We start from the raw sequence: 24,531 nt of genomic DNA on the forward strand, positions 1-24,531 counted from the left end.
TGCTTACCTGATTACGCAAGGGTAACCGCCACGCACCGCGAGCGACGAAAACGGATTCCGAGGACCGACGATGAAACCCGACGTCTATGCAGCGAACTGCCCCACCCGCCAGATTCTCGATCGCATCGGCGACAAATGGGCGGTGCTGATCCTGCTGCTGCTGCGCGAGGAGCCGATGCGCTTCAATCAGTTGCGCCGCACGATCGAAGGCATTTCGCAGAAGATGCTGAGCCAGGTTCTCAAATCGCTCGAACGTGACGGCCTGATCAGGCGCCATGCGATCGCGACCGTTCCCGTCACGGTGGAGTATTCGATCACGCAGCTCGGGCTGACGCTCGCCGGCGCAGTCGATCCGCTGCGCGATTGGGCCGAGCAGAATCTGAAAGACGTTCTCGCCGCCCAGCGCCGCTACGACGCGCAGCAGAAGGAGGAAGCGGCGTAAGGGGCGCTTTCTTGGTAGTGCCGCACGCTCATTCTAAATTCCGCTGTCATGCCCCGGCTCGACCGGGGCATCGAGTACGCTGCGGCTTCTCGATTCGAAAACGACTGTCGCCCGGTCAAGCCAGGGCGACGACAGCCTGCTAGGCCCGTCCGGCCTTGGCGAGCTCAACCTCGACGCGCAGCTCGATCTCGGAGAGCACCGCATCGAGACCAGGGTCGCCGGAGGATGATTTCAGGTTCGCCGCAGCATCGCGCAGGCGCATCACGGTCGAGGCGTCGAGATTGCCGGCCAAGAGCCCCATCTTGAGATCGTCGAGCACGTCGAGCGCGGTCCTGCCGCGGGTGACCGAGCGCTTGCGGCGCTCGACCGGGTCCTCCTCGACGCCCTGCAGCGCCAGCAACCCGTCGATGTTGGTGGCGGCCTTCGGTGCGGCAGCGCTCCGGGTCTCCTGCGCCGACGAGGTGTCAGGCAACACGAAGGTGCCGGAGCCGGTCCGCCTGGCCTGGTTGGCCGGCGTTCCAAGCGTCGTGCCGTTCGGTCCGTAGATGCGCATCGGAGGGAATCCGGGTGATCGATGCGGTCACCTTCGCCGTCTTATGGTTAACGGCGCGTAAACGGCCCGGCAAAATCTGCCGACGGGCGGCAGTTTCGCTCCTCAGGGACAACGCCGGCTGACACCGGTCGAAACAGATTTATTCAACCTATTCAGCGGCCTATCCCCGCCGCCCCGGGTTGGCACAGCCCTCGCAAGGACAGCGCCGGACCAGCTCGTCATGGGAGTGTCGTGCAGGTCCTTCCGATTTGAGGAGCCTTTTGAGGATCCTTGGGGAGCAGAGGATGCCAAGCGTTCGTTGGGTGAGGATTGTTGGGGTGGCCTGCGCGGCGCTGTCGGCGCTGGTGCTGTCGTTCGCGCCGGCGGCTGCGACCTCGCGCATCAAGGATCTCGCCAATATCGAAGGCGTGCGGCAGAACCAGCTGATCGGCTACGGCCTCGTCGTCGGCCTCAACGGCACCGGCGACACGCTCAACAACATCCCCTTCACCAAGCAGTCGCTGCAGGCGATGCTCGAGCGCATGGGCGTCAACATCCGCGGCGCCACCATCCGCACCGGCAACGTCGCAGCCGTCATGGTGACCGGCAATCTGCCGGCCTTCGCCACGCAAGGCACGCGCATGGACGTCACCGTCTCCGCGCTCGGCGATGCCAAGAACCTCCAGGGCGGCACCCTGCTCGTCACCCCCCTGTTGGGTGCCGACGGCAATGTCTACGCGGTGGCGCAAGGCTCGCTCGCGATCTCCGGATTCCAGGCCGAGGGCGAGGCGGCCAAGATCGTGCGCGGCGTTCCCACCGTGGGACGCATCGCCAACGGCGCCATCATCGAGCGCGAGATCGAGTTCGCGCTCAATCGGTTGCCGAACGTGCGCCTGGCGCTGCGCAACGCCGATTTCACCACGGCCAAACGGATCGCGGCCGCGGTCAATGACTATCTCGGCGTCAAGACCGCCGAACCGATCGATCCCTCCACGGTGCAGCTTTCGGTCCCGCCCGAGTTCAAGGGCAACGTCGTCGCCTTCCTTACCGAGATCGAGCAGCTCCAGGTCGACCCCGATCTCGCCGCAAAGATCGTCATCGACGAACGCAGCGGCATCATCGTGATGGGGCGCGACGTCCGCGTCGCCACCGTCGCGGTCGCGCAGGGCAACCTCACCGTCACCATCTCCGAGAGCCCGCAGGTGAGCCAGCCCAACCCGCTGTCGCGCGGCCGCACCGTGGTCGCGCCGCGCAGCAGCGTCACCGTCACCGAGGACGGCAAGAAGCTGGCCGTCGTCAAGGACGGCGTCTCGCTCCAGCAGCTCGTCGACGGCCTCAACGGCCTCGGCATCGGTCCGCGCGACATGATCAGCATCCTCCAGGCGATCAAGGCCGCCGGTGCCATCGAAGCCGACATCGAGGTGATGTGATGCAGACCGGCACGATCAACACACCGCGCCTTGCCACCTCGTCGGCCTTCTCGGTCGAGAGCCGCAACGGCCGGCCCGATTTCGAGCTCGCCGCCGCCCTACAAAAGGTCTCGCCGAAGCAGCAGGCCAGGGCGCAGAAGACCGCCACCGACTTCGAGGCGATGTTCCTCAACAGCATGTTCTCGCAGATGACCTCGGGCCTGAAGGGCGAAGGCCCGTTCGGCGACACGCCCGGCACCGGCGTGTGGCGCTCGATGCTGACCGAGCAATATTCCAAGAACTTCGCCAAGGCCGGCGGCGTCGGCGTCGCCACCGAAGTCTACCGCACCCTCATCATGCAGCAGGCGAAAACGATCCGCACGGCATAAGGTCAAACGAGATGAACCATTTCAACGCCTCACGTCAGCAGCTGCAACAGCGCCCGAACACCGCGCCCGGCAGCGCCGAGGCGCGCAAGCTCGCCGAAGACCTGATGGACGCGATGAGCGCCCTGCTCGGACTGATCGAGCGCGAGACCGAGCTCGTTCGCGCCGGCAAGGTCCGCGAGGCGATGACGCTCGAGAGCAAGAAGCAGGAGCTGTCGCGAAACTATGTCGGCGCCGTCAGCCAGTTGAAGGCGAACCAGGCACAGCTCGCGAAATCCGCGCCGGAGCTGCTCTCGACGCTGCACCGGCATCACGATGCGTTCCGCGCGATGCTGCAGGTCAATCTCACCGTGCTCGCGACCGCGCACGCCGTCTCCGAAAGCGTCGTGCGCGGCGTCAATGCCGAGATCCAGAAGCGCAACGTGCCGAACACCTATACTGCCGCAGGTCGCCGCGCAGCTCCTGGTCCGCGTCACATCACGCCGCTCGCGGTCAGCCGCTCGCTCTGAGCTGGGCGCGCACAAAAACAACCGACAATTTTACGAAAAACCGCGCGGCGAAATCGTCGCGCGGTTAGTCACGTTTCCTTACCGGGTCTTCAGTCCTGGTGTTCCATGGTTGCGTTATTAGAGGGGTTGGGATTTGACTCACGTTAGGCAACCAGGAGGCTGCCATGAGTACAGATTTCAGCATCAGGCCGGTGGGGATCCCGGCACCCGTGCAGATCGTAACGACGTCCAATGCGGCGGCGAACGAGGCTGTGCAAACCGATCTTCCGGTGAACCAGACGGTCGCCGCGACGGATACGAGCGCACCCGTGCGCAACGATCTGCCGAACCACGAGAACGTCTCGCGCCAGGTCGTATTCGACCAGGCGTCGGCATCCATGGTCTTCCAGGTCGTCAACGACAAGACCGAAGCGGTGGTCAACCAGTTCCCTGACGAAGCGATGCTGCGCCGGCGGGCCTATTTCCATGCATTGGATATGAAGTCCGAGCCCTCGCGTCCGCTCAGCACGGACGTCAGCGCCTGACGATCGGGAGATCGGCAACGACGCTCTGCGTCTGACGGCACCGGTCAGCGCGAAATTCGTGTTTCCGAAGGACAGTTAGTCTGGGATTCTCGTGATGCGGCCATCACGAGTCGCCGTCACGGTCGCCCGGACAGGCCCGCGGCGATATTGCGGTTGATCTCGATCAGCGGACGGAAGTGATCGAACTGCGGGCTCATCTGCAGCGCGGCGGTCTGGCTCAGCACGAACACGCTGATGTTGGCGATCTTCTGCCGGACGTCGATCGGCTGCGGATTGTTGTCGCGCATCGCCTCGCTCAGGAAGATGGTCCAGAGCTTGCGGTTGAACATCAGCGCCTGCATGGTCTGCTCGCTGAGCGGATCGGCGTTGTTCACCGCATCCTGGAGCTTGTTCGCGGCCTTGAGCAGGGTCTGCGCCTCGATGTCGCGAGGAGATGCAGTGGTCGTTGCAACGCGCGCGTAAGCCGAGGCAGCGGAATTCGACATCAATCACACCCTGGAGGTTACCTAGCGCGTTGGACGCGCTTAAGGATTTCTTTCCCAACCCTAGGCAGCACCGCTTAAGATTTGCTTACATGTGTGCTTGGAAGCACTCCGGATAATTACGGGTCGCGGAGCTCTTCGTCAGCGCAACGCTAGATCCACGCACGCACGATGTAAACTCGCTCGCGTGATGCGTGTCGATCTCAGCTAATCTTGTCCTAGCGATCTCCCTCAAAAGAACGGCGGAGCGTTAGCCCCGCCGCGATATATCGTGTGGCGATCTTGCGCTGCGAGATTAGCGGAGCAGCTGCAGCACGCTCTGTTGCGACTGGTTGGCCAGCGACAGCGCGGACACCGCGATCGACTGGCGGGTCGACAGCGCCTGGCTGTTGGCCGCTTCCTCGTTGGTGTCGGCGAGGGTCAGATTCGACGAGCCGGTCTGCAGCACGTTGATCAGGTTCTTGGAGAAGTCCTGACGCACCTGCACGATCGAGAGGTTCGAACCGAGCGAAGATCCTTCCGAGCGCAGCCTGCTCGAGGCGGCATTCAGGCTGGCCAGCACCTTGTTGGTGGCGCCGTTGTCGATGAAGTCCGTGCCGGGAACGAGATTGCTGAGGCCGAGGCCGGCCGCGTTGAACACGACGCCGTTGATGCCGAGCGTGGAGCTGCCGGTTTCGTTGAAGACCAGCTTCAGCGTGTCGCCGTTGAGCAGGTTGATGCCGTTGAAGGACGAGTCCTGCGACGTCGTGTCGATCTGCGCCAGGATGTTGTTGAACTGGCTGACCAGGCTCGAACGCGCCGTCTGCGCGACGGGATCCTGAACCGGCGGCTGTGCAGTGGTAAAGGCGAGCACGCCGGTGAGCGTACCACCGACCGCGCCGCCCGCGGCAGTCGAGCCAAGGGTCGAGGAGGCGTATTCGTTGACGGTGGTGACCGTCAGCACGCCGTTGGCGTCGATCGTCGCCGTCAGGTGGTTGGCCTGCAGCTGCACATTGAGCTGGTCGAGCGTCTTGACCGTACCGTTGGTGCCGTCGCCGAAGGTGACGTTCACCGGCGTACCGCCGTTGAAGGAGGAGAAGGTCAGAGTCTTGCCGCTGACACCGCCAACACCGGAGGTCCGCGCAGCGGTGAAGGCGGTCGCCGTTCCCGTGTTGCCGCTGAGACCGAACGCGCTGAGCGCGTTGCCCGTGCCGGTGATCGAGAGATCGGCGTTGATGCCGGTGGAGAGCGCAAGTTGACCGCTGCTGTTGACCGACGACGGGATCTGGCCCGCGGTGGTCGACAGCGCCGCCGCGCCGTTGAAGATGCTCGCGGTCTTGACGCCAGTGGCAAGGTCGACCGCGTTGAGCAGGTCGGTCAGCGTCGCGCTCTGGATATAGACCGTCGAGTTGCCGTTGCCGTCGGTGACGATGTTGCCGCTGACGCCACCCGACGTGACGCTCGCCGCCGATTGCGGCGTCTGCGCGTTCTTGAACGTGATGGTGTGACCGTCGATATTGAGCGTCGAGCCGTCCTGAACGAGAGAGCCGAGCGAGCCGGCGGTCGTCGACCGGTTCGCGGTCACGCTCGCATTGCCTGCGCCGGTCGCCGCGGTCAGACCGAGCTTGTTGAGGAAGTCGGCCTTGCCCGTCACGCTCAGATCGGCGCCGGTCGAGCTCTTCAATGTAACAGCGCCCGCCGTGATGGACGATGCCACCTGAAGCGTACCGACGGGACCCGCCGAACCGCTGACCGCGATGGTCGCCGCGCTCGCGCTGATCGTGGCGGTCTTGACGCCGCTGGCGAGGTCGATCGCGCTGAGGACGTCGTTGATGGTCGCACCGGGCGCAGCCGCCGTTCCCTCATAGACGATCGAATTGCCGTTGCCGTCGGTGGCGATATGCCCGCTGGCGTCGAGGCCCCAGCCGGTCGGTTGCGTGCTCGGAGCGATGCCGGTGCGGAAGGTGATGGTCTTGCCGTTCACCGTGATGGTGTCGCCATCCGCAGGCGCACTCCCGAATGTGGTGGATGCGGTGGTGCCGACCAGTGTGGCGGTGCCGGAGAGTGCGGTGGTGCCGTCGGCCGCCGTCGCGGCGAACCCGACCACCGTACCCGCGCTTGAACCCAGCGACGCGCCGAGCGCCGCAGTCCCGGTGACCGGGGTCGTGCCACCGGCAGCACCGGTATAAAGCACGTTGCTCTTGGCGGTCGCGCTCGCATAGGAGGTCGTGCCGCGCAGGTCGGCCGGCGTCGCACCGGGAATGGTGGTGGAGACGTTCGACTTGGTGGAATAGCCGACCGTGGTCTGCAGCGCCTGGTTGGCGATCGATTTCGCGCTGTCGATCAGCTTCTGCAGCGAGGTGATGCCGGTGTTGGCGGCCTGCAGCACCTGGACACCGTTGTTGATGCCATCGAGCAGGTTGCTGATGTCGCTCGCCCGGTTGTCGAGCCCCTGCGCCGTGAAGAAGTTGGTGGGATTGTCGAGCGCGGTGTTGACCTTCTTGCCGGTCGACAGCCGCTCCTGCGTCGTGGCCAGCAAGTCGGCCGTCGACTGCAGCGACAACAGGTTCTGGCGAACGGACGCCGAGAGAACGATGTTGGACATTGGCGAGTCTTCCTCTTGAACCGGATACGAATCGGCCGCGCGGTCTGCAAAGCGGGCTTTTGTCCAGTCTTAGGGGGTCTCCTTTAAAGTATGGTTAACGCCGGTTTAAGGGATAGGGTTAATGGCCGATGAACGCCCCTGCCCGTCTCCGGACGCAAAAAAGAGCGGCGGGACAGATAGCCCCGCCGCCCAATTTACTTAGTGATTTCAGTCGCTTATTAGCGAAGCAGCTGGAGCACGCTCTGCTGCGAGGTGTTGGCCAGCGACAGCGCGGAGACCGCGATGGACTGGCGGGTCGACAGCGCCTGGCTGTTGGCCGCCTCGACGTTGGTGTCGGCCAGGGTCAGGTTGGACGAGCCGGTCTGCAGCACGTTGATCAGGTTCTTGTTGAAGTCCTGACGGATCTGCACGACCGAGAGGTTCGAACCGAGGCTCGAGGCTTCCGAGCGCAGCGTGCTCGACGCCGCGTTCAGATTGGTCAGCACCCGGTTGGACGCCGCGTTGTCGATGAAGTCGACACCGACGGTCAGCGCGGCGAGGCCCAGACCCTTGGAGTTGTAGGTCACGCCGGTGATGTTCAGGCTCGACTTGCCGGTCTCGTCGAACACCAGCTTGAGCTGGTCGCCGTTCAGGAGGTTGACGCCGTTGAACGAGGAGTCCTGCGAGGTCGTGTCGATCTGGTTCAGGATGTTGTTGTACTGAGACACCAGATTGGCACGCGCCGTCTGTGCGACCGCATCCTGCACGGGGGTGGAAGCCGTCGAGAACGTCAGCGCTGAAGTGAGCGTGCCGCCGATCGCACCGCCGGCGGCCGTGGAGCCGAGCGTGGATGAGGCGTAGTCATTGGACGCCGTGATCGTCAGCAGGCCGTTGGCGTCGATCGTCGCCGCGAGGTTGTTGGCCTGAAGCTTCGTGTTGAGCTGATCGAGCGTCTTGACCGTGCCGTTGGTACCGTCGCCGAAGGTGACGTTGACCGCCGTGCCACCATTGAAGGAGGAGAAGGTCAAGGTCTTGCCGCTGAGGCCGCCGATACCGGAGGTGCGGGCGGCGGAGAAGGCCGTTGCGTTTCCGGTGTTGCCGGCGAGGCCGAACACGTTCAGCGCGTTGCCGGTGCCGGTGATCGACAGGTCGGCGTTGATGCCGGTCGAGATCTTGAGCTGGCCGGACGTGTTGATCGTCGAGTTCGACTGGCCGGTGGCGGTCGAAAGCGCCGCGACGCCGCTGGCGTTGATCGTCGCGGTCTGCACGCCTGTGGCAAGGTCGATCGCCTTCAGCACGTCATTGACCGTACCGCCCTGCAGATAGACCGTCGAGTTGCCGTTGCCGTCCGTGACGACGTTGCCGTTCGCACCATACCCGCTCGGAACGCTCGGAGCTCCGGTCGTGCCCGGGGTCGGCGCGTTCTTGAAGATGATGACGTGGCCGTCGACGTTCAGCGTCGAACCATCCGCGATGGTCGCACCCAGCGAGCCCGCGGTCGTAGTCCGGTTGACGTTCAAGCTGGCATTGCCTGCACCCGAAGATGTGGTCAGGCCGAGAGACTTGAGCAGGTCGGCCTTGCCGGTGACGCTCAGATCCGCGCCCGTCGAGCTCTTCAGCGTGACGGCGCCGGCACCAACGCTCGAAGCGGTCTGGTTGAAGCTGGTGGCGAGCGTCGCAGCACCCGCGGTGATGGATGCCGTCTTGACGCCGCTGGCCAGATCGACCGCGGTCAACAGATCGCTGACGGTCGCAGCCGGCGTGCCCGCCGTGCCGAGATAGACCGTGGTGTTGCCGTTGCCGTCGGTGACGAGGTTGCCGCTGACGCCCGAGCCGGACGGAACGCCAGTCGACGCCGGAGCAGAGCCGGAGCGGAAGGTGATGGTCTTGCCGTTCACGGTCAGCGTGTCGCCGTCGGCGGGCTGGGCGTTGCCGAGCAGGCCGGTGGCGGTCGTGCCGTTGGTGGCGATCAGGGTGATGGCGCCGGTCAGGGCCGTGGTGCCGTCGCCGGCCGTTCCCGCAGTGCCCGTGAAGGTGCCGATGGTGGCGCCGAGGGTCGTGGTGCCGTTCGCCGCCGTGGTGCCGCCGGCCGTGCCGTTATACAGCACGTTGCTGCTCGCGGTCGCGCTGGCGAAGCTCGTCGTGCCGCGCAGGTCGGCCGCCGTCGCGCCGGCGATCGTGGTGGAGACGTTGGACTTGGTGGAGTAGCCGACCGTGGTCTGCAGCGCCTGATTGGCGATCGACTTGGCGCTGTCGATCAGCTTCTGCAGCGAGGTCAGGCCGGTGTTGGCGGCCTGAAGCACCTGCACGCCGTTGGCGATGCCGTCGAGCAGATTGTTGATGTCGCTGGCGCGGTTGTCGAGCGACTGTGCCGTGAAGAAGTTGGTGGGATTGTCCAGGGCCGAATTGACGCTCTTGCCGGTCGACAGACGGTTCTGTGTGGTGGCGAGGAGGTCGGCGGTGGACTGGAGAGAGAGGAGGTTCTGACGAACCGACGCAGAGAGAACAATACCTGACATGACTCTTACCCTTCTGGCTTACGCGTCTTCGTTCGATCGCTTCGGATCGAGTGACGGGGCCAGCGTGCCGCGACATGGCTAACAAAGGGTGAAACGAGCATCGCCTGCGTAAGCGCCGGTTCACCATGAGCGGGCGGGATGCGCGGAGCGAGATGGCAATCAGCCTGAAATCATTGGCAATTCTTTGCGCTTACGCTCCATTAACCATAACCGCTGGTTACTTTTCGGAGCGTCATCTGCCCTCTCAAAACCTCGGGCGATCAACAAAAAAGCGGCGGGGCCGAGGCCCCGCCGCCCTAACGTCTTGCGATGTCGTCCGCTTGTTAGCGGAGCAGCTGCAGCACGCTCTGCTGCGACTGGTTGGCCAGCGACAGCGCGGAGACCGCGATCGACTGGCGGGTCGACAGCGCCTGGCTGTTGGCCGCCTCGACGTTGGTGTCGGCCAGCGTGAGGTTGGACGAACCGGTCTGCAGCACGTTGATCAGGTTCTTGTTGAAGTCCTGACGAACCTGCACGATGGTCAGGTTCGAGCCCAGAGCCGAGGCTTCCGAACGGAGCGTGCTCGAGGCGGAGTTCAGGTTCGTGAGCACCTTGTTGGTGGCAGCGTTGTCGATGAAGTCGACACCGCTGGTCAACGCAGCGAGGCCCAGACCCTTGGAGTTGTAGGTCACGCCCGTGATGCTCAGGCTCGACTTGGCGGTCTCGTCGAACACCAGCTTGAGCTGGTCGCCGTTCAAGAGGTTGACACCGTTGAACGAGGAGTCCTGAGCAGTCGAATCGATCTGCTGGAGGATGTTGTTGTACTGGTTGACGAGATTCGCACGCGAGGTCTGCGCAACCGTATCCTGGACGGGGCTGGAAGCCGTCGAGAACGTCAGCGCCGTGGTCAGCGTGCCGCCGATCGCACCACCCGCGGCGTTCGAACCGATGGTCGAGGACGCGTAGTCGTTGGTGGTCGAGACCGTCAGCAGGCCGTTGGCGTCGATCGTCGCCGTCAGGTTGTTGGCCTGAAGCTTCGTGTTGAGCTGATCGAGCGTCTTGACCGTGCCGTTGGTGCCGTCGCCGAAGGTGGCGCTGACCGCCGTGCCGCCGTTGAAGGACGAGAAGGTCAAGGTCTTGCCGGTGATGCCGCCGACGCCCGAGGTGCGCGCCGCGGTGAAGGCGGTCGAGGTCCCGGTGTTGCCGGCGAAGCCAAGCGCATTTAACGCGTTGCCGGTGCCGGTGATCGACAGATCGGCATTGACACCGGTCGAGATCTTGAGCTGACCCGAAGCATTGATCAACGAGTTCGACTGGCCGGTGGCGGTCGCAAGCGTCGCGGTGCCGTTGGCATTGACCGTCGCGGTCTGCACGCCGGTGGCAAGGTCGATCGCCTTCAGCACGTCGTTGATCGTGCCGCCCTGCAGATAGACCGTCGAGTTGCCGGCGCCGTCAGTGAGAACGTTGCCGTTCGCACCATACCCGCTCGGAACGCTCGGAGCACCGGTCGAACCCGGGATCGGCGCGTTCTTGAAGGTGATGACGTGACCGTCGACGTTCAGCGTCGAACCGTCCGCGATCGTCGCACCGAGCGAGCCCGAGCTCGTGGTCCGGTTGACGCTCACGGTGGCGTTGCCGCCGCCCACAGACGTGGTCAGGCCGAGAGACTTGAGCAGGTCGGCCTTGCCGGTGACGCTCAGATCCGCACCCGTCGAGCTCTTCAGCGTGACGGCGCCGGCACCAACGCTCGAAGCGGTCTGGTTGAAGCTGGTGGCGAGCGTCGCAGCACCCGCGGTGATGGATGCCGTCTTGACGCCGCTGGCCAGATCGACCGCGGTCAACAGATCGCTGACGGTCGCAGCCGGCGTGCCCGCCGTGCCGAGATAGACAGTGGTGTTGCCGCTGCCGTCGGTGACGAGGTTGCCGCTGACGCCCGAGCCGGACGCAACGCCAGTCGAGGCCGGAGCAGAGCCGGAGCGGAAGGTGATGGTCTTGCCGTTCACGGTCAGCGTGTCGCCGTCGGCGGGCTGGGCGTTGCTGGCCAGGCCGGTGGCGGTCGTGCCGTTGGTGGCGATCAGGGTGATGGCGCCGGTCAGGGCCGTGGTGCCGTCGCCGGCCGTGCCCGCAGTGCCCGTGAAGGAACCGATGGTGGCGCCGAGGGTCGTGGTGCCGCTCGCCGCCGTGGTGCCGCCCGCCGCGCCGTTATACACCACGTTGCTGCTCGCCGTCGCGCTGGCGAACGAAGTCGTGCCACGCAGGTCGGCCGCCGTTGCGCCCGAGATGCTGGTGGAGACATTGGACTTGGTGGAGTAGCCGACCGTGGTCTGCAGCGCCTGATTGGCGATCGACTTGGCGCTGTCGATCAGCTTCTGCAGCGAGGTGATGCCGGTGTTGGCAGCCTGCAGCACTTGCACACCGTTGGCGATGCCGTCGAGCAGATTGTTGATGTCGCTGGCGCGGTTGTCGAGCGACTGTGCGGTGAAGAAGTTGGTGGGATTGTCCAGGGCCGAGTTGACGCTCTTGCCGGTCGACAGACGGCTCTGCGTGGTGGCGAGAAGATCAGCGGTGGACTGGAGGGAGAGCAGGTTCTGACGAACCGACGAAGAGAGGACGATACCGGACATTGAGTGTTACCCTTCTGGTACGCAACGCAACAAACAAACTTCGATTAGGATTAATCGATGCCGGGACGGTGAACGCAGACGGCTAACAAAGCATGAAGCGTGTCGCTCCAGTCCTTCCGCGGATTCACCATGTGCGCGATCGGAGCCGGACCGCGCTTCGTCGTATCATCATGATCACATGATGCTTTTTGGTGCAGCGGCGACGCGTTTGCCACTTGTCAACCATAACTCAGAGTGAGCAATTCGCTGGACTCGAACGCATCGTCCCGACTTGCCAAGCGGCGTTCTGATGCCGACCCAAAAAGAAAGCGGCGGGGCCGAAGCCCCGCCGCCGGATCTTGCTTGCGATGTCGTCCGCTTGTTAGCGGAGCAGCTGCAGCACGCTCTGCTGCGACTGGTTGGCCAGCGACAGCGCGGAGACCGCGATCGACTGGCGGGTCGACAGCGCCTGGCTGTTGGCCGCCTCGGTGTTGGTGTCGGCCAGCGTGAGGTTGGACGAACCGGTCTGCAGCACGTTGATCAGGCTCTTGTTGAAGTCCTGACGAACCTGCACCACCGAGAGGTTCGAACCGAGGCTCGAGGCTTCCGAGCGCAGCGTGCTCGACGCGGCGTTCAGGTTCGACAGCACCTTGTTGGTCGCGGAGTTGTCGATGAAGTCGACACCGCTGGTCAACGCGGCAAGACCCAGACCCTTGGAGTTGTAGGTCACGCCGGTGATGCTGAGGTTCGACTTGCCGGTCTCGTCGAACACCAGCTTGAGCTGGTCGCCGTTCAACAGGTTGACGCCGTTGAACGAGGAGTCCTGCGAGGTGGTGTCGATCTGGTTCAGGATGTTGTTGTACTGAGACACCAGATTGGCGCGCGAGGTCTGCGCAACCGTATCCTGGACGGGGGTGGAAGCCGTCGAGAACGTCAGCGACGAGGTCAGCGTGCCGCCGATCGCACCACCCGCGGCGCTCGAACCGATGGTCGAGGACGCATAGTCGTTGGTGGTCGAGACCGTCAGCAGGCCGTTGGCGTCGATCGTCGCCGTCAGGTTGTTGGCCTGAAGCTTCGTGTTGAGCTGATCGAGCGTCTTGACCGTGCCGTTGGTGCCGTCGCCGAAGGTGACGTTGACCGCCGTGCCGCCGTTGAAGGACGAGAAGGTCAAGGTCTTGCCGCTGATGCCGCCGACGCCCGAGGTGCGGGCCGCGGTGAAGGCGGTCGCAGTCCCGGTGTTGCCGGCGAGGCCGAGCGCGTTCAGCGCGTTGCCGGTGCCGGTGACGGACAGGTCAGCATTGACGCCGGTGGAGAGCTTGAGCTGGCCGGAGGCGTTGATCGACGAGTTGGTCTGGCCGGTGGCGGTCGCAAGCGTCGCGGTGCCGTTGGCATTGACCGTCGCGGTCTGCACGCCGGTGGCAAGGTCGATCGCCTTCAAGACGTCGTTGATCGTGCCGCCCTGCAGATAGACCGTCGAGTTGCCGGCGCCGTCAGTGAGAACGTTGCCGTTCGCACCATACCCGCTCGGAACGCTCGGAGCACCGGTCGAACCCGGGATCGGCGCGTTCTTGAAGGTGATGACGTGACCGTCGACGTTCAGCGTCGAGCCGTCCGTGATCGTCGCACCGAGCGAGCCCGAGCTCGTGGTCCGGTTGACGCTCACGGTGGCGTTGCCGCCGCCCACAGACGAGGTCAGGCCGAGAGACTTGAGCAGGTCAGCCTTGCCGGTGACGCTCAGATCCGCACCCGTCGAGCTCTTCAGCGTGACGGCGCCCGCACCAACGCTCGAAGCGGTCTGGTTGAAGCTGGTGGCGAGCGTCGCAGCACCCGCGGTGATGGATGCCGTCTTGACGCCGCTGGCCAGATCGACCGCGGTCAACAGATCGCTGACGGTCGCAGCCGGCGTGCCCGCCGTGCCGAGGTAGACAGTGGTGTTGCCGCTGCCGTCGGTGACGAGGTTGCCGCTGACGCCCGAGCCGGACGCAACGCCAGTCGAGGCCGGAGCAGAGCCCGAGCGGAAGGTGATGGTCTTGCCGTTCACGGTCAGCGTGTCGCCGTCGGCGGGCTGGGCGTTGCTGGCCAGGCCGGTGGCGGTGGTGCCGTTGGTCGCGATCAGGGTGATGGCGCCGGTCAGGGCCGTGGTGCCGTCGCCGGCCGTGCCCGCAGTGCCCGTGAAGGAACCGATGGTGGCGCCGAGGGTCGTGGTGCCGCTCGCCGCCGTGGTGCCGCCGGCCGCGCCGCTAAACACAACGTTGCTGCTTGCGGTCGCGCTGGCGAAGCTCGTCGTGCCGCGCAGGTCGGCCGCCGTCGCACCGGCGATGGTGGCGGAGACGTTCGACTTGGTGGAGTAGCCGACCGTGGTCTGCAGCGCCTGGTTGGCGATCGACTTCGCAGAGTCGATCAGCTTCTGCAGCGAGGTGATGCCAGTGTTGGCAGCCTGCAGCACCTGCACGCCGTTGGCGATGCCATCGAGCAGATTGTTGATGTCGCTGGCGCGGTTGTCGAGCGACTGGGCGGTGAAGAAGTTGGTGGGATTGTCCAGGGCCGAATTGACACTCTTGCCGGTCGACAGACGGTTCTGCGTGGTGGCGAGAAGATCAGCAGTGGACTGGAGGGAGAGGAGGTTCTGGCGAACCGACGCGGAGAGGACGATGCCTGACATAACTCTGTTACCTTTCTGGTAAACGACGCAACTGTTACTCGTCTGCTTGGATCGAGAGTGACCCAGCGACCGGCGGACCGTGGCGCCGAGACCTCTAACGAAACATGAAATGAAATCCGTGCCTTTGCCGGGTTTCGCGTGATTCGGCCGGGGACGCCGCGCAAGATCGCCGCGCAGCCGCAAGGGTACCACCTTGAAAATATTGCGGTTTCCCGCGTGAACGGCGGGAATTTACAGGTCGTTAACTAATTCCGAGCGAGAATCACGTCTTAATAGGCCGCAACGAGCGCTCGGTTACGAAAGCGTTGATGGAGAACAGGCAATGGCCCTCAAGGTCGAGCTCAGACCGCACGAACGCATCATCGTCGGCAACTGCGTGATTACCAACACGGACCAGCGCGCGCGCCTCCTGATCGACGGCGACAACGTGCCGATCCTGCGCGAGCGCGACATCCTCACGCCGGAGACCGCGGATTCGCCGGCGAAGCTCGTCTATCTGGCGGTCCAGCTCATGTACATCTCGCCGGATCCGCAGAGCCAGCACGGCACCTATTTCAACCTGGTGCGCGATATCGTCACCGCGGTGCCGAGCGCCTGGCCGATCATCGAGGGCATCAACAACAACATCCTGAACGGCGACCTCTACCGGGCGCTGAAGGATGCCCGCAAGCTGATCGCCTATGAAGAGAAGCTGCGGAGCCAATTCGAGGCCACCCATCCCCAGACGGAAGCGGCCAAGGACGTGAGCTCCGCCGCCTGACCGCGCGCGTTCGCGCGGCCGCCACGCGAACGACCCAGTCCGCAAACGACAACGGCCCCGGATCGTCTCCGGGGCCGTTGTCGTTTCAGCCATGCACCAGTGCTATTGCGCCGCGAGCGGCGGTGCCTCGACCTCGATCATCCCGTCGCCGCACCGCCGGCCGCCGAACTCCAGCACAGCCGCGACCAGCGCATCGATGTCCGCCTCCTCGGTGCGGTGATTGACGATCGCGGCGCGGATCGCAAACCTGCCGCCCAGCGTCGTGCTCGAGGGAGCTGCTATTCCGGACTCCTGGATGTCGGCGACAATCTCGCGATTGACCGCATCATCGGCACGATAGCGGAAGCAGACGATATTGAGGTTGACCTGCGCCAGCAATTCCAGCCGCGGTTCAGCCATTACGCGGGCCTCCAGATATTTCGCCAGCGCGCAGCTTCTCGTGATCGTCGCACCCAGCCGATCGGTGCCGAATGTCTTCAGCGTGAACCACGTCTTCAGCGCACGGAAGCCGCGCGACAGATCTGGGCCGAGATCGCAGGGCCAGACCGCGCCCGCCGCAAGCCCCCTCGCCTCGCGGCGCAGATAGGCCGCGGGCTGCGCGAAGGCCTGCCGATGCAGCTCGCCGTCGCGCACCAGCAGGAAGCCAGCGTCGTAGGGCACCTGCCCCCATTTGTGAAAGTCGAGTGCAATGGAATCTGCGAGCTCGATGCCGCCGAGCAGCGGCGCGAGCTCGGGCGAGAAGATCGCGAGCGCGCCGAAAGCGCCGTCGACGTGAAACCAGATTCCCTCCTCGCGGCACAGCTCCGCGATCGCCTTGAGGTCGTCGATCGCGCCGATGTCGACGGTGCCGGCAGAGGCAACGACCAGGAACGGCGTGAAACCGACCTCACGATCGATTGTGATCTGCGCGCGCAGCGCGGCTACGTCGATGCGATGATCGGCATCGACGCCGATCTTGCGCAGCGCGTCGGTGCCGAGCCCGGCGATGTCCATCGCCCTGGAGACGCAGCCATGCGCGGCCTGCGACGTATAGGCCGTCAGCAGCGTGCCGTCATTGCCGATGCCGTATTGCCGCGCCAGCGTGCCGAGCGCAGCGTTACGCGCCACCAGCACCGCCATCAGATTGGCCATCGACGTGCCCGTGACGAAGATGCCGCTCGCACTGTCCGGAAACGCGAACAGGCGGCGCATCCAGTCGACGATCTGGCGCTCGACCTCGATCGGCATGTGGTCGCGTCCGCCGAGATTGGCGTTGAGGCCGGCTGCGAGCATGTCCGCGATCATGCCGACCGCGGTGCCGCCGCCATGCACCCAGCCCATGAAGCCGGGATGGACGTTGCCGATCGCATACGGCGCGACGTGATCGGCGAATTCGCGGTAGACCTCGGCGAGGTCGCTCGCCTCGCGCGGCACGTCGGCCTTGAAGGCCGCGCGGGTCGCATCGGGAATCGGCTGCCAGACCGGACGCGCCCGAACGTTGGCGATGCCGTCGATCGCATCGTCGAGCATGCGATGGGCGAGCGCGCGAAATTCGCTCCAGTTCTGCGGGTCGAGCGAGGCGTGCGCGACGGAGCTTTGCGCGTTGCGGATGATCTCGTTCATGCTGCACTCCCCTCGCCGGCTCCTGCATGCCGCGACAGCATCGCCGAGAACGCCGCAAAGATCTTTCGCATCTGTGGCGGCTTGTAGGGAAACACGACCGGCGAATCCATGTTGTGCACGACGGCGGTGTTGTCGGCCTCGAACACCAGGAGCTCGCCGTCCTGGTTCTCGGCGCAATCGACGATGAAATAATCGAGGCCGACACGCCTGCTCATCTCGTCGAGCGCGCGTCCGTGGCGCGCGGCGAAGGCGTGATCGAAGTCGCGCATGAAGATCGCTTCTTCTGCCCGCTTCTCCTCGCTGAACGCCATGTAGGCGTTGAGATACCAGATGTCCCAGCGGTCGGCGATCGCCATGTGGCAGGCGTAGGGTTTGCCGTCGACCATCGCGAGACGATATTTGCGGTAGAGCCCGTCGGGATTCACATAGTCGACGAAGCGCGCGACGAAGAAATCCTGCTCATCACGCTCGGCAAGGTAGGCTGCGAGCGCGGCCGCATCGTGGAGCTTCGCGAGTCCGACGCCGGCATGCGATCCGCGCGGCCGCGCGATCATCGGAAAGCGCAGTTCGGCCGCGATGTCCCGGCAGGCGATCTGCCCTCGCGAAAGCTCGGACAATTGCGCGCGCGTCGCGTGGATGGTCGCGGGAATGTCGAGACCCGGCACGCCGGCCAGCAGCCGATGCAGCTTGTCGCGATCGAGATTGCCGATGCGATCGGGACGATTGAGCAGCGGCCGCGGCCAGTGCGGCGCGGCCTTCTCGATCGAGGCGAGCGCCTCTCGGCACTCCTCGGAATCGGAGGCGACCACGATGGCGACGTCGTGCTCGGGCAATTTCTCCGGCAGACCGACGCCCTTGACCACGTAGAGCGTCAACAGCTCGATGTCGGAGCCTTCGAGCAGAAAATCGATCGGCGTGTTGCCGCCCATGTCGATGTCGGCTGCCAGCGCGAGCACGCGCAAGCCCGGCTTCGGAGCAGCGCCCGGCGTGCGAAACAATTGGTGGAAGCTCAGCACCTCCGACTGGATCGCAAGCCCCTGATCCTTGTCACCGAGAAGCTGGGTGATCAACGACAGATCCAGCCCTTCGCCCGCCAGTGCGGTCCCCGCCGCGATCCGCGCCAGCAGCTGGTCGCGCAACGGATGCAGGTCGACGCCTTCGAAGGCCTGGCGCGTCAGCTGCGCAAAGCCGATGCGATCGGCGTAGTTCGCCGCCATCATGCGAAGCGGCGCGGAAACCGGATGCTGCATCTCACACCTCGAACGCGGAGTTTACCGGCACGGCCGCAACCGCGCCACGGTCGAGCAGTAGCTCGATCTTTACCAGGACATGGGCGATGCGATCGAGAATCTGCTGCACGTTGCGTTGCGCCTGCGCGACGTCGGGCGACCAGGCCTCGGTCACGAGCCGTGCGCCGACGCAGAGGCGCAGCACGGCCTGCGGTGCCTCGTCCTGCCGCTCCAGCCGGACCGGCTGGCCGATCAGGCAGCGCTGCACGGCGACCTGCCGGTCCGCCGCACTGCCGCCGATCGCCTCGTTCATGTCACGCGCCAGCGCCCGATGAACGGCCGCGGTCTCGGCGATCGAGACCGGCTTGCCGTCGCGCAGCAGGATGAACGGAAAGATCGTGGTTTGTGCAAATTCCTCATCATCCACGCCGGCGGTCCCGATCGCGGATGGGACGGGGCGAAGCGAGGGCGACAGCGCGATCATGCTGTCGATGCCGGCGGCGAGCTCGGCGAGCATCTCGGCGCGGAAAGCCCCTGATACGGCGTAGTAGCGGCCGATCTCGGCCAGCGCCGCTTCCCAGCGCAGCCATTGACCGAAATTCGGACGGCGTTCGAAGCGCGAACGCAGCGCCGTCCAGGCCACCGGCCAATCGCAACGGCCGGCATAGTCGAAGATACCAGGCGCAATCCCCTCGACCCGGTCGAGCGACCGCGAAAGGCCCTTCGGCACCAGCACCGCGCCGCTGAAGGCGGGCCCACCGAAGAATTTCGAGCCTGTCATCAGCACCATATAGCCGCGGTCGAGATAAGAGCGCAGCCGGCGGCGGCCGAGCCGGGCCTGGCAGGCGTCAACGACGATCTGGACCTTGCGCGGCCAGCGGCGCGCCATCTCGTCGAGACAGGCCGCGCTCGGTGCGCGCCAGCCGAGCTTCGATGCGTCCATGATGTGGAGCAGCACGGGCGCGCCTTGCGCGATCGTGGCCTCGATCGCATGCAGCACCGCGGCATCCGCGTCCGCGCGCATCGCAATCCCCGGCGCGGTCCCGAGCAGCGGCAATGCGAGACTGGCGCCGGCGAGCCCCGCAACCGCACCGTCCTTGCGAACCGCGAGGCCGCTCGCCGTCATGGAGCTGAAATGGTGCCCGCGGGCGGTGTGGATCGTCCCGCTTCCGGTCTGGTCGGCGCCGACCACGATCGTCACCGGCGGCGCGCCGAGCACCGCGCGCGCCAGGAACAGGGCGTGGAGCTGGGAGTCGGTGCCGGAGGGCGAGAACACGACGTCGACGCGCGGCGAGAGCTGGAGATGGCCGCGCAGCTCGTCCCGCATGTCCTCGCAGCGCGCGTCGAAGGCGACCTCGACCTCGTCGAACAGGCACTTGTGCATCAGCTCTTCGCGCGCCAGCGCGGCACGGTCGTAGGCCATTTGCGAGATCGTCGATGCGGTCGAGGAGGCGAAATTCCAGATCTCCGGCTCCGGCGAAGCCGCGCAGCCATAGCCGTTGACGCGATCGCTGGCGTCGAGCGCCAGCCGCGGATCACCGCCGGAGACGAGCAGCGTGTCCAGTGGCGTGAAGAGATCGCGCAGGCGATAACGCGAGCCGCCGTCGGGGGCGCGCTCCTGACCTGACAGACGGGATGCGCCGGCGCTCATCCCGGAAGGCTCACGCCGCATCGGCCGCCGCCGCGGGCGCCGGCGCGAATTGCGAGGCGATGTCGCCGTGGAATACCGACGGCCCGACGTGATCGAGCGAGCTCTGGATATCGGCCCAGATCTCGCCGCCGATATCGGTCCAGCGCTTGCAGAAGGCGAAGTCCTCGGAAAGATACGTGCCGGTCGCCGGATCGATCATGCATTCGAACAGCGCGAAACGGTTCTGGCTCGCCGCCAGCGTATCGTGCGAATGCTCGCGGAAGAACTGCAAGGCCGCATAGTCCGGATGGCGGCACATCGCCTCCAGCGCCTGGCGCCGGATCATCAGGAAGCCGGTGCCCGCATAACGCACCCGGGTGAAGCCGTTGACCACGACGATGCGATCGGGGTCCTCGATCTCGAGCACGTAATCGAGCGAGGCGGCCGGCACGTCGGTGCGGCCGGCGTCAATCGCACGCTTTGCCTTATCCCAATTGACCCGCTTGATCGGATAGCAGCCGGCGACGACGTCCGCGCCGCATTCGATCAGCCTGAACACCTGCTCCGGCTTGAAGCCGATATCGGCATCGATGAACAGGAAATGCGTCGCCCTGGGATCGTCCAGGAACATCGCGACCAGATTGGCCCGCGCGCGGGTGATCAGCGCATCGCCGTCGCGCAGCAGCACCTTGAGCTCGAGATTGGACATGCCGTGCACGGCCCGCTGCAGCGCGAAGATCGAGCTCGCATAGATGCTCGACACCTGCCCGCCGAAGCACGGCGTTGCCACTACCAATTGCATCCTGTCCGACATCGGCAGCTCCGCCCCGCTCCAATCCTCACCAAGAGGTAAAGAGGCATGGTTAACGGCGCCTTAACGCATCCTTACAGGAACTTGACGAGCGACAGCTGCGCGAGGTTCGAGGTCACCTGGTAGGACGCCTGGAGCGCGTTCTGCAGCGCCAGCAGCTGGCTCGCGACCTCGTCCGGCGAGGCCGATTCCGCCTGGTCGATGATGGTCTGGAGCTGCGCCTTGGCCTGGGTCTGGCGCGTGCTCGCGTCCTTCATCGTGTTCTGGGCCATCGCGATGTCGGTCTGGATGTCCTCGATGCGCTGCTGGCCGGGCTGCTGGGTCAGCGCCTGGGTGGTGCGCAGGCTCAGCGCGGCGACCTGCCCGCCCGAATACTGCCCGGTCGGCGAGGTCGAGAAGGTCCCGAACACCGCGATTGCCTGCAGCTGCCGGCGGATCGCGTCCTCGTTCGCCTGGGCGCCGTACTGCACCGTGACGGAATCGTCGACCCGCGCCATCGCGGTGGAGCGCGCCGGGCCGGGCCCGTCATTGCCGGTGTACCACTTCACGGTGTTGGCCGAGCCGTTGACCAGCGTCGTCGCCGAGCTCGCGGGCGAGGAGCCGACGCGCAGCGGCGGCTGCGTCGCGGTCACCGGCGTCGCGCTGAAACCGAGCGAACCGAGCGCGCCGGTATTCGAGCTCGTGATGTTCAGGCTCGCCGCATCGTCCGTGTTGATCGTGATCGAACCGCCATGGATTGTCGACGGCTTCGACGTCCCCGTGATCGCGTCGATCTTGCTCATCAGCGTCTGGACGCTGTCGCCGACGTTGAGCTGGTTGCCGGTCGCGCCCGAGGCCACGAAGGTCAGCGTGGTGCCGTTGACGGTGATGGTGTCGCCGGCGACGAAACCCGGCGAGATCGAGTCCGTGGGGCTCGCACCGGACAGCGCCGTCGCTCCGCTGATCGGTACGAGTGGGCCCGCCTGGCTGGTCTTGGGCGTGCCGATCGCAGAGCTGGCGGTGTTGAAGAAATTGTCGCCCGCCGTGACCGCGGATGCCGCCACCAGCGAGGTGCCCGCGAGCTTCTTGATCGCGGTGTTCAGCGCCGTGTTGAGATTCGTCGCGGTGTTGGCCGGGTTGACGGGGGTGCTTGCGTCGATCGCGAAGCTGCCCACCGGGGTCGGCGTAGCCGTCGAGGCGGTCAGGTCGATCTGCTCGGTCGAGCCGTCCGGCAAGGTGAACTGAACGCTGAGCTTGTCGCCGTTGTTCGGATTGAGGCCGTTGAGATTGACCGAGAACGACACCGGCGAGCCGCTCGGACCGGTGATGGTGGCGCCCGTCAGTGTCGAGGAGACCGCCGCGACCTTCAGACCGAACGGCGAACCGGCAACGTCCTCGGACACCTGTATCGCGCCCGACGGCAGCGTCGACTGCACCAGACGACCCATCCCGTCGCCGAGGTCGGCGGCCTGGCGCTCCGCCATCACGGTCTTGAACCCCGCCTGCGTCGTGGTGCCGTTGATGATGTCGCCGGCATCCGCGACCGACTGCGTGCTGACGGCGGTCCCCGAGAACAGATAGCGGTTGCCCGTCTGCGTGTTGAGCACGCCGACCATCGAGCCGAACTGGGCGGCGGCGGTGTTCTGCGCGATGGTCTGGCCGTTGACGTTGAGATCCTGCGCGGTGTTGGCCGCGCCCGTCTGCACCGTGCTGCGGATCTTGGTCAGCGACTGCAGCGCGGTGTTGGCGAGGTTGATGCTGACATTGACGTTGGTGATCGTGTCGGTATAGGCGGCGATGTTGGAGAGCTGCGCGCGCCCGGCGATCGCAAAGCCCTCGTTGGTGCCCATCCCGGAATAGTTCTGCGACAGCTTGCCGGTCGAGAGCTGCGTCGACAGGTCGGTGAGCTGCTGATTGATGTTGCGGATCTGCGAGCCGAGAATCGACGAAGAGTAGTTGATGCTGCTGATCGACATGTTTCAGAGCCCTGTTACTTGTTACACTTGAGCCTGGAGCAACGTATTCATCATGCTCTGCACCACCGACATGACGTGGGCGTTGGCGGCATAGGCATTCTGCAGCTGGATCAGGTTCGACATCTCCGAGTCCAGATTGACCTTGGAGGTCGAGTCGAACTTGGCCTGGAGCGTCGAGACCACGACGCTCTGGCCCTGCTGGAGCTGGGTGGCCTGGGTCGCGGAATTGGCCTGGACGCTCAGGAACTGCTGCAGATAATTCGAAACGCTGCCGGTGAAGGGCTGGCTCGCCGAGCCGAGACCGCTCGTTGGCGAATAGGAGAACACCGCCGAGGTGAGCTGCGAGTAGAGATAGTCCGAACGCGCGGTGTCACCCGAAGGCGTCACCGGCGAGGTGTTGTACACCGACATCCTGGTCGGGTCGTTGACCAGCTGCGTGTTCACGGCGATGCGTCCGGCAAGGCCGGTCATCTGCGAGCCCGAGGCGGTGATCGCGCCGGTGTAGAGCGCCTGTCCGCCGTCGGTGAACAGCGGCAGTTGTGGATTGCCCGAGGTCAGCGACGAGATCGTCTTGGTGATCGAGGACGAACTGACCTTGGCAAGGCCGCTGTTGTCGTCCGTGATCCGCAGCGTCGTGGCGCTCGCCGGCGGCAGCGCGGCGGAGAACGTCAAATGCGAGGTGGGGAGCGCCGTGTTGAGCGCCGAAGCGATCGCGCCCATGCCGCCGGAGAAGTTCACGCCGATCTGCATCGGATTGGCGTTGGTGGCGTTCTGCAGCGGCAGCGCCGCCGGATCGGTGACGTTGACAAGGGTGACCTGGCGCTTCGTGTTGGTCGCCGTATCGGTGTAGGTGAAGGTGGCGGTGTTGCCCGGCAGCGCCCCGGCAAGGTCGATGTCGAAGCCGGCCGGCGGGCCCGACACCGTGGTGCCGGCGGTGGTCTTGTCCGACAGCGCGCTCGACATCGTGGCAGCGAGCTGGTCGATCTGGTTCTGCGCCTGCACCAGCGTCTCGTCGCGCAGCTTCAGATCGGCTGCGATCTGGCCCGAGGAGACCACGTTGTTGGCGACCACGTCGACCTTCGAGCCGTTCGGCAGCACGATGTTGAGCGCGCCGACGCCGGACTTGGCCGGATCGATGTTGTAGAGCGAGGTCGCCGACAGCGCGCCGGCGGAAGCAAAGGTGAATTGCGAGGCGAGCCCGGCGCCGACGAGCTGGATGCCCGTCGTGGTGTAGATGTTGGCCTGGTTCGAACCGTCGGTGGTGACGCGGACGTCGACATATTTCGACAGCGTGTTGATGGCCTGGTCGCGCTGGTCCATCAGCGTCGCGGCCGAGGGATCGTTGGCCGACAGGCCCTGCAGCTTGGTGTTGATGTCGGCGATCTGCTGCATGGCGACGTTGGCCGCTTGCGCCGAGTTGCCGAGATCCTGCTCGACATTGGAGCGCAGCGACTGGATGCCCTTGGTGGTGACGTTGAGCTGCGTGGCCAGCGCCTGCGCCGCACCGAGCGCCACGGTTTGCGCCGATGAGGCGCCCGAGCTGGTCGACAGCGCCTGCAGCGCCGTGGTGAACTTGTTCAGCGCGGTTTCGAGCGTGCCGCTGTTGCCCGGCGTGCCATAGACATTCTGAAGCTGCTTCAGGATGTTGGCCATCTGATCGGCGTAGCCGCTGCCGCCGGTCTCGGTGCGCAGCTGGTTCAGCACATAGGTGTCGAGCTCCCGGCTGACGCCGGTCGTCATCGCCGTCGAGCCGAAATCGCCGGTGGTGACCTCGATCTGGTTCGGGGTCTGGACGACGTAACCCGGCGTCTGCGCATTGGCGACGTTCGAGGAAACGATCGAGAGCGCGGCCTGGTTGGCACGCAGACCGCTCATCGCACTGGCGAGGGCTGAACTCAAACCCATGTTACTTGCCGCCTTTGGTTACGTTACGC

At 65.2% G+C, this 24,531-nt stretch carries 18 protein-coding genes; 6 read left to right on the forward strand and 12 right to left on the reverse strand.

Translation table 11 applies throughout. The features are described 5' to 3' along the window. Positions 1-70 precede the first annotated feature (70 nt). On the forward strand, positions 71-442 hold the full coding sequence (locus tag XH81_RS00110; protein WP_028142748.1) for a winged helix-turn-helix transcriptional regulator: 372 nt from the start codon (positions 71-73) through the stop codon (positions 440-442). A 139-nt stretch (positions 443-581) separates the two neighbouring features. On the opposite strand, the gene XH81_RS00115 is transcribed toward XH81_RS00110, so the two are convergent. Beyond that, a complete protein-coding gene (locus XH81_RS00115) occupies positions 582-995 on the reverse strand; it encodes a flagellar assembly protein FliX (RefSeq protein ID WP_018321841.1) in 414 nt (137 codons plus the stop codon). Between the two features lie 284 nt (positions 996-1,279). Between XH81_RS00115 and XH81_RS00120 the strand changes: the two genes are divergently transcribed. The 4 genes from XH81_RS00120 to XH81_RS00135 all read left to right on the forward strand — a co-directional run bounded on the left by XH81_RS00120 (position 1,280) and on the right by XH81_RS00135 (position 3,802). Beyond that, entirely contained in the window at positions 1,280-2,404 is a 1,125-nt protein-coding gene (locus XH81_RS00120; RefSeq protein ID WP_028142747.1) for a flagellar basal body P-ring protein FlgI, read from the forward strand. Then, entirely contained in the window at positions 2,404-2,772 is a 369-nt protein-coding gene (gene flgJ / locus XH81_RS00125; protein WP_028142746.1) for a flagellar assembly peptidoglycan hydrolase FlgJ, read from the forward strand. Before XH81_RS00120 ends, flgJ begins: the two co-directional genes overlap by 1 nt. 11 nt (positions 2,773-2,783) lie before the next feature. Continuing rightward, complete coding sequence (locus tag XH81_RS00130) at positions 2,784-3,278, forward strand: hypothetical protein (protein ID WP_028142745.1); 495 nt, start codon at positions 2,784-2,786, stop codon at positions 3,276-3,278. Positions 3,279-3,442: 164 nt separating this feature from the next. After that, on the forward strand, positions 3,443-3,802 hold the full coding sequence (locus XH81_RS00135; RefSeq protein WP_028142744.1) for a hypothetical protein: 360 nt from the start codon (positions 3,443-3,445) through the stop codon (positions 3,800-3,802). 116 nt (positions 3,803-3,918) lie between these two features. On the opposite strand, the gene flaF is transcribed toward XH81_RS00135, so the two are convergent. From flaF to XH81_RS00160, 5 genes are all read right to left on the reverse strand, one after another. Further along, positions 3,919-4,287 (reverse strand): flagellar biosynthesis regulator FlaF, encoded by a 369-nt coding sequence (gene flaF, locus XH81_RS00140; protein WP_008554779.1) that lies wholly within the window; start codon positions 4,285-4,287, stop codon positions 3,919-3,921. 292 nt (positions 4,288-4,579) lie between these two features. Next, positions 4,580-6,868, reverse strand: a complete 2,289-nt coding sequence (locus XH81_RS00145) for a DUF1522 domain-containing protein (protein WP_028142743.1) — start codon at positions 6,866-6,868, stop codon at positions 4,580-4,582. 218 nt (positions 6,869-7,086) lie between these two features. Beyond that, complete coding sequence (locus tag XH81_RS00150; RefSeq protein ID WP_038974412.1) at positions 7,087-9,366, reverse strand: DUF1522 domain-containing protein; 2,280 nt, start codon at positions 9,364-9,366, stop codon at positions 7,087-7,089. Positions 9,367-9,689: 323 nt separating this feature from the next. Further along, complete coding sequence (locus XH81_RS00155) at positions 9,690-11,969, reverse strand: DUF1522 domain-containing protein (protein WP_095425750.1); 2,280 nt, start codon at positions 11,967-11,969, stop codon at positions 9,690-9,692. 361 nt (positions 11,970-12,330) lie between these two features. Next, the gene (locus XH81_RS00160; protein ID WP_109866597.1) at positions 12,331-14,610 is read right to left on the reverse strand and encodes a DUF1522 domain-containing protein; all 2,280 of its coding nucleotides are present in this window, start codon (positions 14,608-14,610) and stop codon (positions 12,331-12,333) included. A gap of 322 nt (positions 14,611-14,932) precedes the next feature. Between XH81_RS00160 and flbT the strand changes: the two genes are divergently transcribed. After that, positions 14,933-15,370: a flagellar biosynthesis repressor FlbT gene (gene flbT, locus XH81_RS00165; protein ID WP_028144338.1), complete on the forward strand. Its 438-nt coding sequence runs from the start codon at positions 14,933-14,935 to the stop codon at positions 15,368-15,370. A gap of 102 nt (positions 15,371-15,472) precedes the next feature. On the opposite strand, the gene XH81_RS00170 is transcribed toward flbT, so the two are convergent. The 6 genes from XH81_RS00170 to flgK form a co-directional block, all read right to left on the reverse strand. After that, entirely contained in the window at positions 15,473-16,972 is a 1,500-nt protein-coding gene (locus XH81_RS00170; RefSeq protein ID WP_028144337.1) for a pyridoxal phosphate-dependent decarboxylase family protein, read from the reverse strand. Continuing rightward, the gene (locus tag XH81_RS00175) at positions 16,969-18,222 is read right to left on the reverse strand and encodes an ATP-grasp domain-containing protein (RefSeq protein ID WP_028144336.1); all 1,254 of its coding nucleotides are present in this window, start codon (positions 18,220-18,222) and stop codon (positions 16,969-16,971) included. The genes XH81_RS00170 and XH81_RS00175 overlap by 4 nt, the downstream gene beginning before the upstream one ends. 1 nt (position 18,223) lies before the next feature. After that, the gene (locus XH81_RS00180; RefSeq protein ID WP_028144335.1) at positions 18,224-19,873 is read right to left on the reverse strand and encodes a hypothetical protein; all 1,650 of its coding nucleotides are present in this window, start codon (positions 19,871-19,873) and stop codon (positions 18,224-18,226) included. Next, positions 19,863-20,645 carry a hypothetical protein gene (locus XH81_RS00185; protein ID WP_028144334.1) on the reverse strand — a complete coding sequence of 261 codons (783 nt, stop codon included), beginning with the start codon at positions 20,643-20,645 and terminating at the stop codon, positions 19,863-19,865. Before XH81_RS00185 ends, XH81_RS00180 begins: the two co-directional genes overlap by 11 nt. 71 nt (positions 20,646-20,716) lie before the next feature. Beyond that, positions 20,717-22,597, reverse strand: a complete 1,881-nt coding sequence (locus tag XH81_RS00190) for a flagellar protein (RefSeq protein WP_028144333.1) — start codon at positions 22,595-22,597, stop codon at positions 20,717-20,719. A 21-nt stretch (positions 22,598-22,618) separates the two neighbouring features. Next, entirely contained in the window at positions 22,619-24,502 is a 1,884-nt protein-coding gene (gene flgK / locus XH81_RS00195; RefSeq protein ID WP_028144332.1) for a flagellar hook-associated protein FlgK, read from the reverse strand. Between the last annotated feature and the right edge of the window lie 29 nt (positions 24,503-24,531).

Source organism: Bradyrhizobium sp. CCBAU 25360 (genome assembly GCF_028128695.1).
Lineage (GTDB): Bacteria > Pseudomonadota > Alphaproteobacteria > Rhizobiales > Xanthobacteraceae > Bradyrhizobium > Bradyrhizobium ottawaense.